The organism is Pedobacter sp. 01T416_2 (genome assembly GCF_056398925.1).
Genome location: NZ_JBFTQI010000091.1, coordinates 1 through 11,324 on the forward strand (window position 1 = coordinate 1; position 11,324 = coordinate 11,324).

General features: G+C 39.0%; 10 protein-coding genes. 3 read left to right on the top strand and 7 right to left on the bottom strand.

The window, feature by feature from the left end; all coding sequences use genetic code 11:
- Positions 1-163, bottom strand: a 163-nt coding sequence (locus tag AC1DPQ_RS06035) for an NAD-dependent epimerase/dehydratase family protein (protein WP_477608411.1), incomplete at its 3' end; no start/stop codon positions are given.
- 71 nt (positions 164-234) lie between these two features.
- Here AC1DPQ_RS06035 and AC1DPQ_RS06040 point away from each other — a divergent pair.
- Both AC1DPQ_RS06040 and AC1DPQ_RS06045 read left to right on the top strand, forming a co-directional pair.
- The gene (locus AC1DPQ_RS06040; protein ID WP_477608405.1) at positions 235-1,416 is read left to right on the top strand and encodes a formimidoylglutamase; all 1,182 of its coding nucleotides are present in this window, start codon (positions 235-237) and stop codon (positions 1,414-1,416) included.
- A 179-nt stretch (positions 1,417-1,595) separates the two neighbouring features.
- The gene (locus AC1DPQ_RS06045; protein ID WP_477581865.1) at positions 1,596-2,750 is read left to right on the top strand and encodes a redoxin domain-containing protein; all 1,155 of its coding nucleotides are present in this window, start codon (positions 1,596-1,598) and stop codon (positions 2,748-2,750) included.
- A 66-nt stretch (positions 2,751-2,816) separates the two neighbouring features.
- Here the strand turns inward: AC1DPQ_RS06045 and AC1DPQ_RS06050 are convergent, their stop codons facing one another.
- The 6 genes from AC1DPQ_RS06050 to dcd form a co-directional block, all read right to left on the bottom strand.
- A complete protein-coding gene (locus AC1DPQ_RS06050) occupies positions 2,817-3,323 on the bottom strand; it encodes an SMI1/KNR4 family protein (RefSeq protein WP_477581863.1) in 507 nt (168 codons plus the stop codon).
- A gap of 12 nt (positions 3,324-3,335) precedes the next feature.
- Positions 3,336-4,607 carry a phosphoribosylamine--glycine ligase gene (purD, locus tag AC1DPQ_RS06055; protein ID WP_215129489.1) on the bottom strand — a complete coding sequence of 424 codons (1,272 nt, stop codon included), beginning with the start codon at positions 4,605-4,607 and terminating at the stop codon, positions 3,336-3,338.
- A 65-nt stretch (positions 4,608-4,672) separates the two neighbouring features.
- Positions 4,673-5,554, bottom strand: a complete 882-nt coding sequence (locus AC1DPQ_RS06060; RefSeq protein ID WP_477581861.1) for an SDR family oxidoreductase — start codon at positions 5,552-5,554, stop codon at positions 4,673-4,675.
- Positions 5,555-5,659: 105 nt separating this feature from the next.
- Positions 5,660-6,421 (bottom strand): enoyl-CoA hydratase/isomerase family protein, encoded by a 762-nt coding sequence (locus AC1DPQ_RS06065; RefSeq protein WP_477608407.1) that lies wholly within the window; start codon positions 6,419-6,421, stop codon positions 5,660-5,662.
- Positions 6,422-6,519: 98 nt separating this feature from the next.
- Positions 6,520-9,210 (bottom strand): carboxypeptidase-like regulatory domain-containing protein, encoded by a 2,691-nt coding sequence (locus AC1DPQ_RS06070; protein WP_477608409.1) that lies wholly within the window; start codon positions 9,208-9,210, stop codon positions 6,520-6,522.
- Positions 9,211-9,997: 787 nt separating this feature from the next.
- Positions 9,998-10,534, bottom strand: a complete 537-nt coding sequence (gene dcd / locus AC1DPQ_RS06075) for a dCTP deaminase (protein WP_215129483.1) — start codon at positions 10,532-10,534, stop codon at positions 9,998-10,000.
- 71 nt (positions 10,535-10,605) lie between these two features.
- Between dcd and AC1DPQ_RS06080 the strand changes: the two genes are divergently transcribed.
- A complete protein-coding gene (locus AC1DPQ_RS06080) occupies positions 10,606-11,253 on the top strand; it encodes a 4'-phosphopantetheinyl transferase family protein (RefSeq protein ID WP_477584317.1) in 648 nt (215 codons plus the stop codon).
- Positions 11,254-11,324 lie beyond the last annotated feature (71 nt).

An 11,324-nucleotide genomic window follows, 5' to 3' on the forward strand; every position in this document is an offset into this window, starting at 1 on the left:
CGTTAGTATCAGCCTCAAACCATTCAATGAGTGGGATATTCTGGATTTGTGAAGGAATTTTAGATTTCTCCCGCCTCAAGGCCCGAACAGTTAAACCTCTATCGGTTAACTGCTTAATTAATTCAGATCCTAAAAATCCAGTTCCTCCGGTTACCAGTATCATTTTATTTTTTTCGAGCTATATGTGGAAATACGCATTCAAAAATAGATATTTGAGCCGAGAGTTTTAAATATATGTCATTAACGGATTTCTTTTCCCCTATAAACCCTGATAGTTTTACACCCAAGCAAGGATTTTTCACAAGTCAGCTGGGGTTAAAAGCGCAGATTTACACCGAATTGTTCCCCGATTTTGAGGAGCACACCTACGATCTGGCAATTTTTGGGGTACTTGATGGAAGAGGCGCCGTTAACAATGAAGGCTCTGCCCTGGCACCCGATTATTTTAGAGAGAAATTTTATAAACTCAACGAAGGTGCTTTTAATAGTAGGATTGTCGATTTAGGCAATATTAAACACGGCGCAACCATTGCCGATACCTATATTGCCATCAAGATGGTGGTTTCGGAACTGATTAAAAAAGACATTATTCCAATCATTATTGGCGGTGGACAAGACTTAACTTATGGCCAATACCTGGGTTATGAAGATTTAGAGCAAAAAGTAGATCTGGTGGTTATTGATAACCAATTTGACATTGGCGATGACGACAATGAGGGAATTGCTACCCGCTCAGACTGTTACCTGAACAAAATTTTCCTGCACCAGCCCAATTACCTTTTCAATTTTAGCAATGTGGGTTATCAAACTTATTTTGTAAACCAAGAAAGTTTGAGCGTGATGGATAAATTATATTTTGATGTACACCGCTTGGGTGAATTTGCTCAGGACATTACCCTAACAGAGCCTATTATCCGTAATGCAAACATGATTAGCTTTGACATGGGCGCTATCCGTTCTGCAGATGCCGCAGCAAATGCGAATACCACGCCGAATGGTTTTGATGGTGAAGAAGCCTGTCGTATTGCCCGTTATGCTGGCATGAATGATAAGTTGACCTCAATTGGTTTTTACGAGTTTAATCCGGCCTATGACAATAATGGACAAACTGCCTTCTTACTTGCTCAAATGGTATGGTATTTTGTTGATGGATTTTATGCCCGCAAAAAGGATTTTCCGCTAACACCGAAATCACAATTTATGATCTATCGAACCAGTTTAAAAGACGGTTCGGGAGAAATGATGTTTGTGAAAAGCAAAAAATCAGACCGCTGGTGGATGCAGGTCCCTTACCCTTCGGGACAATCTAAAAACGAGCGTTACCATCTGGTGCCTTGCAGATATGATGATTACCAGACTGCTGTTAATGGCGAAATGCCCGATTTATGGTGGAGAACCTACCAAAAACTTAACTAAAAGCTATCCCTGAAACAGTCCATCATAATTTTACACAGCTATTTACGTTTTAGCGGTACAGATTTCTATATTTGGACAGAATTAAACTAACCTCATGAAACCATCATGATTTTCAATATCACAAAGTAAAATCAACAAATCATGATAGCTTTATCACCAATGAAAAAAATATTATACAGATGAAAAAACTATTATTATCTGCGATGGCGCTATTGCCCCTTGCAGCCTTGGCACAGAAGCCATTTACAGTTAGTGGCGATATAAAAGGATTGAAAACCGGAGATAAGGTTTACCTGATCTATCAGGGAGATGGTAAAAACATTACTGATTCGGCAACTGTAACAAATGGCACTTTTGCATTTAAAGGAACATTGTTAAATCCTGCACAGGGAAGTCTTTTCTTAAACAAAAACCCTTACGTAAACCGTCCGGCACAGGGAGAGAAATTAGATGCTTTATCGCTATACGTAGAGCCAGGAAATATAAAGCTAGCCGCAGCAGATTCTTTAAAAAAAGCAACAATTACTGGCTCACCAGTTAATGACGATGCAAAGAAATTAAAAGCATTAACTAAACCTGTAGCAGATAAACTTGCTGCAATTAATGCAGAATATGCAGCCTATACACCCGAGCAGAAACAAGATAAAGCTGTTATGGGGGCTTTAGGTGCCCGTTATGAAAAAGAAGCTGCTGGAATGGCTCCATTATTATTACAGTATGCAAACGGCAATCCAAAATCATTTATCAGCTTAAGCGCAATTAGCCAATTGGCAGCAGATCCTGATCAGGCAACAGCAGCAGAAAAAGCTTTTGTTGGGTTGTCGCCAGACTTGAAGGCAACTACTACAGGTAAAAAAATTGCTCAAATATTTGACGCTGGAAGAAAAACCGCTGTAGGTGCCATGGCTATGGACTTTACGCAAGTTGATACCGCAGGTAAACCTGTTAAATTATCCGATTTTAAAGGTAAATATGTACTGGTAGATTTTTGGGCATCTTGGTGTGGCCCATGCCGCCAGGAAAACCCAAATGTGGTAGTGGCTTACAACAAATTTAAAGATAAAGGCTTTACTGTTTTGGGTGTTTCTTTAGATGGAGGAAATACCAGAACTACCAAAACGGCATGGCAGAAAGCCATTGAGGCTGATAAGTTAACCTGGACACATGTATCAGATTTAAAAGGCTGGAGCAATGAAGTGGCTCAAATGTATGGCATTCAATCCATTCCGGCTAATTTCTTAATTGATCCAACAGGTAAAATTATTGCAAAGGGACTTAGAGAACAAGCTTTACAAGACAAACTTCAAGAATTACTGGGAAGTAAATCGAAATAAAAAAGCGTTCAAAACAAAGAAAGCCCCAATTAAAATTGGGGCTTTCTTTGTTTATACGAAAACGTATTATGCAGATTTTAAGAAATCCAATACGTTAATGAAATAATTTTCAAGCCCTTCGTAAGGATCTTCTCCCGGAATCCATGAAGCAAATTTCCAGTATTCCCAATCTGCATTTTCAATTACCGGCGGGATTAGAAGAAAATATTGCTCTTCTCCTAAGCCACCAATAATAATGCTTCTGGCCAGTTTAATGGCTACCTCTAGCAACTCATCATTTTCTGTCCAAATCTCGATTAGCTGTGGATCAACATCCTTTAGAAATGCGATATCACTTGCTTTTGAAAACGACGGATCAACGTGTTCATTTGGCGTGGTAAATCCATTGGTAATCAACAGAAATTCCTTATAATCCGTTGGAAGCGTTACGCCCAATCTTACCTCAGCTTCTTGTATTTCGGCTGAGGTGGCGGGTTGATTGCCTAGCCACTTTGCTTCGGTTTGCTCAGGTGTAAAACTAAACTCTCCTTGTTTAATTGCGATTTCGGAGATCTTCTTAAGTACTTTTTTCAACTTATGTTATTTTTAAATTAAGTCAAAACCAATATCTTCTCTGAAATATTTCCCGTCGAAATAAATTCTGCCAGCATCAGCAGTTGCAGATTGTAAGGCAGTAAACAAATCTTTTTGCAAACTGGTAATCGCAATTACCCTTCCTCCATTTGTTTTCACGACATCATTTTCTAACAATGTTCCGGCATGGAATGCGTTAGAATGACGTAGGTTTTCAATTCCAGTAATGGCTTTACCCTTCAGGTAATCGCCTGGGTAACCACCTGCCACAATCATTACAGTAGCAGCTGTTTGCTCAGAAATAACCAAACTCACCTGGTTTAATTGTTTGTTGGCAGTAGCTAAAAACAACTCTACCAAGTCGTTTTCAACTCTAGGGATCACACTCTCTGTTTCAGGATCGCCCATACGTGCATTGTACTCGATTACAAATGGCTCTTCTCCTACTTTTATCAGTCCGAAGAAGATGAAACCTGTATAATCGATATTATCTTTCTTTAAACCCTCAACTGTTGGCTTAATAATCCGTTCTTCTACTTTAGCCAAAAATTCTGGTGTGGCAAAAGGAACTGGCGAAACTGAGCCCATACCACCAGTATTTAAACCGGTATCGCCCTGACCAATCCGTTTATAATCTTTAGCTGAAGGCAGTGTGATATAATTTTCACCATCGGTTAAAATAAATACCGAAAGTTCTATCCCGCTTAAAAATTCTTCGATTACTACTGTTGCACCGGCTGCACCAAATTTACCGCCAAGCATTAGTTTTAATTCTTCCTGAGCCTCGATGGTTTCGGTACAGATTAACACACCTTTACCTGCCGCCAAACCGTCGGCCTTTAAAACAACTGGCAATGCATGGTTTTGCAAATAAGCCAAGCCATCCTCTAAAGTTTCGGGCGTGAAAGATTTTGAGGCCGCAGTAGGAATACCATGGCGTTCCATAAACTGTTTAGAAAAATCTTTACTCCCTTCTAAAATAGCTCCTTCTTTTTTAGGTCCGATAACTGGAATGTGCGCAATGGCTTTGTCGGCAAGGAAAAAATCGTGAATACCATTTACCAAAGGTTCTTCAGGGCCTACTACAACGAGTTCAATGTTTTCGGTAAGCACTACTTTTTTAATGGCATCAAAATCGTTTACATTGATGTTGATGTTTGTACCATAAGCTCCTGTACCACCGTTACCTGGAGCAATAATTAGTTTATCGCAGTGCGAAGACTGGCTCATTTTCCAAGCGAATGTGCTTTCTCTGCCGCCTGAACCTAAAAGTAAGATATTCATATCGGCAAAGATAATATTTTAGTAACAAGTAGCGAGTATCAAGTAATAAGACTTGTCATCAAATACTAGCTTCCTTTAGCGCTTCGTGTCATTTGTTCGAGCATATCCCACATTTCGTTCGGGATTGCYTCCAAACCATTCATCTGGCCTGCTCCCTGCAGCCATTCTCCGCCATCAATGGTAATTACTTCGCCATTAATGTATCCAGAGAAATCGCTCACCAGAAATGCAGCTAAATTGGCGAGTTCCTGATGATCGCCAACTCTTTTCAACGGTACACGGTTTTTGAAATCGAATTTTTTGGCTAAATCGCCGGGCAATAAACGCTCCCATGCGCCTTTAGTTGGGAACGGACCTGGAGCAATAGCATTGGTACGGATACCATATTTACCCCACTCTACGGCCAAAGATCTTGTTAGTGCTAAAACACCACCTTTTGCACAGGCAGAAGGCACAACATAGGCTGAGCCTGTAAAAGCGTAAGTGGTAATTATATTTAAAACTGTTGCCGCTTGTTTTTCCTTAATCCAGTGTTTACCAAAGGTAAGTGTACAGTTAACCGTTCCTTTTAAAACAATATCGATAATGGATGAAAATGCATTGGCTGATAACCGTTCGGTTGGAGAGATGAAATTACCCGCAGCATTATTCAATAATATATCAACAGAACCAAATCTTTCTAAAGTTTTGGCCAATACGTTTTCTACCTGTGCTACTTCTCTAACATCACAGGCAACTGCCAATACTTTGCCGCCTGTTTTTTCTTCCATTTCATCGGCAGTTTTTTGCAGTACATCCTGTTTTCTGCTTGTGATTACGAGGTTGGCTCCTAATTTCAAGAAATATACGCCCATTGCTTTCCCTAACCCCGTTCCACCACCTGTAATTACAATGGTTTTTCCTTTTAAAGCGTCTTCTCTGAGCATTGGTGCATTATAACTGAACATAGTATATTGGTTAATTGGTTAAAGCTAAAAATGGTTAACTGTTGAAACTGGTTAATCGGTTAATTGTTGTAATTAGCTAACTGAAAACCGACAACTGCAAACTGATTATTTTCTCTGCAGATTAGCTAAAATTGTTTTTAAAATATGGCGTGTTGCCGGCGACCACCATTGTGCTAACATTTTTTCTAAAGTAGCCGACTGATCTGCAGTTACGGCAGCAATTAATTCCTCGCGTATATTTAACTTGCTTTGCGACCAGGTATTACTTTCGAGCTCCATGTATTTCTTAATCTTACGCTCGGCAGCCGTTAACAAACTTTCATTTTTCACCAATTCATCAACCAAACCGACTTTTAAAGCTTCTTCGGGGCTGTAAAGTTTACCTGAAAGCAAACTACGACTGGCTTCAGCCTTACCTAACCAAAACGCATACAATTGAAAAATACTATTTGGTACAATAATACCTACCGGCACCTCATTAAGTCCAATAATATATTGTCCTTCTGCCATTACCCGATAATCGCRGGCCAATGCCATTACGCATCCGCCGGCCGGGCTATGGCCACTAATTGCCGCTACCATCGGTTTTTTAAATGAGACCATATTGGCTGTAAAACCCAAAAACAACTGCCAGAAAACTTTAGCCTCCTCTTCGTTATAGTTATAAAGTTCTACCAAATCCAATCCAGCAGAAAAGAAAGGTGCTGTACCGGTTAAAACTACACCGCCAATGTTATCATCGGCGGTAATATTTTTAAGCATATCGTCAAGCTCGGTAATCAACTCGCGATTTAAGGCATTCGATTTTCCTCTATCTAACGTAATGGTTGCCAGGCGGTCTTTAACACTTACTTTTATTGTATTCATATTTTAAATAGTATCAAGATTTAAGAATCTAGGATCAAGATAAATATACCGCAGCATAAACTATGCATGCATACTAATTCAAATTTATCTATTTTTCTCTATTTAACGTCATAAGTGTAAACTTTTCTTGCCAAATGCCCTATAGCGTCTATTCCTTCTATTACTACACGGTAGGTTCCGGGTTCGTCTGCATTATAAAATTCGAATTGTGCTTTTCCATCTTTATCTGTAACAACCTGTGGGTTCCAATAAATAGTTGTTCTGAAATCGGTCCTGCTGCTTGAGCTTGTTGCATCATATTTTGGCGAATAAAACTCTCTTGAAATCGTAAATCCTTTTGGATTAAAGGTTACAATACCTGGAGCATAACGGGTAGTACTTCTTCCTCCATCACCACGTTTAGTTGTAACGATAATTACACCTCCGCCACCTTGCGAACCATAAATGGCTGTATTACCGATACTTTTTAAAAGCTCAATAGATTCTACATCGTTAGGGTTAACATTATCCAGAAAATCGGCTTCCATAGGCATTCCATCCACAATGAGTTGAATAGGAGTATTTTGGCTGCGCATTAAATATGGCACATTACCTCTAAATATTACACCTGGTAACCGCCCTTGCAAACATTGCGAAAGGGTAACACAGGTAGAGAGCTGATCGGCTGTCATCACGAAATCGGCCCTTCCTGCGCCATTTAGGTTGGATGAATTCTTCGCTGGGTTTTTCTTTTCAGTAATGGTTACTTCTTCAAGTTTAATGGTCCGCTCCAGCAAGCCTAAACGTGTCATCTCATTAAAATAGTTATCGCTTTCTTTAATATACTTCATCAAAGTATTATTCACATTGATATCGATATCGGCTCCATTTTTATTCTTGGTTACAATCTGCCCGGGTACGATATCAAGATTAATATCTACAAACTTCCTTTCTGTTTTAGTTCTGGCCTGAACAACAAATTTTGTACTATCGCCAAAACTTAAATTATCGAAAACAAACTTTCCTTCGGCATTGGTTACCGTATCCAAAATGTACATCGTTCCTTTTGTAGCCATTAGCATTACCTTACCACCAGGTACAGGCTTATTGCCTTTCATTACCGTTCCGCTAATGGTAATAGACTGCTCGGGTTTATAGGTAATATTCGGACCAACACCATTGATAATATTTTTCCAAAGAAATCTTCTCCAGCCCTGGGAAAGCATTAAGTTATCGAGTTCCTTTTGTGTTTGAAGATCATCCTTTAAAAAATAATGGTTGGGTTTCTCTACGTAGCCACTCAAATCAGAGGTAAGTAACAACGAGGTGAGGATATTAGACTCGTTATTTTCATCAGGCGTTACTTTTACCGTATTGGTTACAGCAACCGAAAAACTACCTAAAACGGGTTTATTATCATTATTAGCATCGAAAGTAAAGGCCGCTTTCCCTCTTTTTGAACTAGAAACTCCTGATGCATTAATCGATAAGTCAATTAATTCGGCCTTGTTATTAATAAAAACCAACCGCTCTGCCAAAGGTTGATTGCTGCTTGAAAATAAAGTAAACTGCACAATACCAGTTGGCAGGTTCTTTTTTGGAATATTGGCCACTAGTACCTGTTTATCCATTTTAGCTTTCGAGCCATAATATACATTGCCACCATGCTGCGCCACAACTTTTAGTTCATCGCCATTCACAAGATCGGCACTGCCCATAATTTTAACCACCACTTTACCTGTATCTAAAGCATTTACAGAAAGTGCATAACCACTTTTAACGGCCACAGGTAATTTAAACGTTTTTTCTGATCCATCCTTAAATTTAATCTTTGCCGAATATGACTTACCTGCCTGATTATTAAACACAAAATTACCCATACCTAAATAATTGGTGGCAAAACTGGTTACTTCATTTCCCCCTTCGTCTACTATACTCCCTTCTACATCTTCACCGCGACCATCGGCATTAACAGCTTTAATAGCAACTTTTTGGGGCAATTCTTCAACAAGTGTTCCCCCCTCTGGCATAAACTGTACATCAACATTGTTAGAGGTGGAAGTGATCGGAATAGATTTGATTACTTTTTGTTTATTATCCAGCGCGATGGTCGCAATAATTTTCCCTGATTTATTTTGGAAAGATTGATTGTTTGTGAAGCTAATTACCGCATCACCCGTTAAACTTGTTTTAACTTTACCCTTTGTAACGGTACGGTAATCTAACTGAACTTCATAACTTACTTCATTTTCACTGTAAGCCACGCCATTTTTATCTTCAAAATGAACTGTTGCCGTTACTTTATCTGCATTGTTCTCTTTGATAAAACTGTAAGAAGTTTTTGTAAAAACTTTGTTAGCCCAGCTATTTCCGATCTTAATTGTCTTATCGTAAAAGAATTCGGTACCAAAATTCCGCATGTAATTGGTATAGGCCCTAATTCTATAATTGCCCTCGCCAAGTGAATCTGTTAACTTAAAATCGCCCCAGGTAATTCCTCCCATAATAGGTAACTTAACTAGTTTTTTTAGCGAATCTTTTTCATTTATCAGCTCTACATACAGGATCTTACTAATGCCCGAAGGGGCCGAAGTCTTGGTATTTACAACATAGGCTTTGAACCAAATATCATCGCCAATGGCATAATAAGGCTTATCTAAGTGAAGGTGAACTTTTTCTTGTGGATTTTTACTGGTGTAATCTTCGAGTTTTTGCAAGAGCTGACTAAATGGATCATCATCCATTTTAAATGCGGCAAAAACAATAAGTAGAGATAGAAAACTGATTGCGAGAGTAATTTTGAGTTTCATGTGGTCAGGTAACAAATAAATACGTGTCAAGGTACAAAACCTAAGGCATATTTTTATGAAGATACTATGAAATTTAGTTTCAATCTAAATTTTTAGTTCATAACTACAGAAACACATTAATTTATCAATATGGCGTTGAAAATGAAGGATTCAGTGTGCTTAACTCTATCGGTCCGTTGTTCATAAACCCAACAGCAACCATAGCACAAGGCTTTCATTTCCAAGAACGGAAATATTCCTTTAGCTATTGATTTGGAAATGAGGGGTTCTGATCACTTGGCCTCACCAGCCCCGCTTTTGTTTCTGCCGATGAAAAAATCGGCATTCACGACAATCGGGTTTAGGAACAATGTTTGGACCACGGAGAACAGACTGCCAATCATAAACCCGACAGCAGCGGCGGCTCCCAATTCTTCTATCGGGACCACAGCAAATGGCGGGGCTAAAGCGGCCACGTTACACTGCCTTTCATTTCCAAAAACAAAAAATATTCTTTAGGCTATTGATTCGGAAATGAGGAGTTCTGATCACTTGGCCTCACCAGCCCCGCTTTTGTTTCTGCCGATGAAAATCGGCATTCACGACAATCGGGTTTAGGAACAATGTTTGGTCCCCGGAGAACAGACTGCCAATCATAAACCCGACAGCAGCGGCGGCTCCCGATTCCTTCTATCGGGACCACAGCGAATGGCGGGACTAAAGCGGCCATAGCACGCTCCCTTTCATTTCCAAAAAAGAAAAAGATACCAGTTTTCAATTGAATTGGCTGTCGGCAGTTAAGCAATCTCTAAAACTTATTCTTCCACATCATACTTTCTACTGGTCTGGTGGTTTTGTTGTTGTATTTAGCATTACCTTTTGAATTGTACATCGTTTCTATTTTACCTTCAACAACAAAATAAATCAATTGGCCAATAGGCATTCCGGCATAAATTTTCACAGGTTGTGCTACTGATATTTCTAATGTCCAGGTATTACAAAAACCAACATCACCTTTACCTGCTGTTGCATGGATATCGATACCTAAGCGGCCGGTACTGCTTTTACCTTCTAAAAAAGGCACATGCCCGTGTGTTTCGGTATATTCTAAAGTAACACCAAGATATAGCGTACCTGGATGAAGGACATAACCATCTTTAGGGATTTCGAAATGTTCGATTTCATTGTGCGCTTTCGCATCGAGCACACGGCTTTTATAAGTAGCCAGGTATTTCCCTAAGTGCACATCATACGAGTTGGTTCCTAAACATTCGCGTTTAAAAGGCTCAATGATGATTGTTCCCTTCTCAATTTCTTCTAATATCCTGCTATCAGATAATATCATTTTTATACGTATTTTTGGCCTAAATTATCATTTATTTAAGATAATTTTGCATGTAATCTCCAATTTAATCAATGCCAATAATTTACAATAAAAATATTGATCAGCATTCTGTTTTAGCAATTTGGAAAATTGAAGAAACGGAGGAAGAATTGTTGGCTGGACTGCAGCTTAAGCAGCATGAACATGACATTATTTCGTCATTAAATAACGGCAAGCGGTTACTGCACTGGTTAAGCACAAGATTACTATTGAGAACAATGCTTAATACAACCGAGTATATCGACTGTCAGTTTGATGAACATGGCAAGCCCTATCTGGTTAATTTCGACTATCATATTTCGTTAAGCCATTCTTATGATTATGCTGCCGTAATGATTAGCAAAGATCATGCTGTAGGTGTTGATATTGAACTGATTAAGCACAAGATAAAAAGCATTAAACACAAGTTTTTAAGCGATGTAGAACTTGCCCAGAAACAGATTGGCGATAATACGGATGGCTTATATGTTGCGTGGTGCGCTAAAGAAGCTATTTATAAGTGGCATGGCAAAAAGGGTTTAGAATTTAAACAGCATATCCATATTAAACCTTTTAAGCTAAAAAACGAAGGCTCACTAAACGCATTGGTAGAACTGCCAACAGGTACGCGAGAGCTGACCGTTAATTACTTTAAAACCAAAGACAGTTATATGTTAGGCTATGTAGCCAGCAATTCTTAAAATAAATGGAGATGAACGAGACAGCGGAAAAAGCAATTGCAACAGATTTAAAGCCAACTATTTTTACAGAC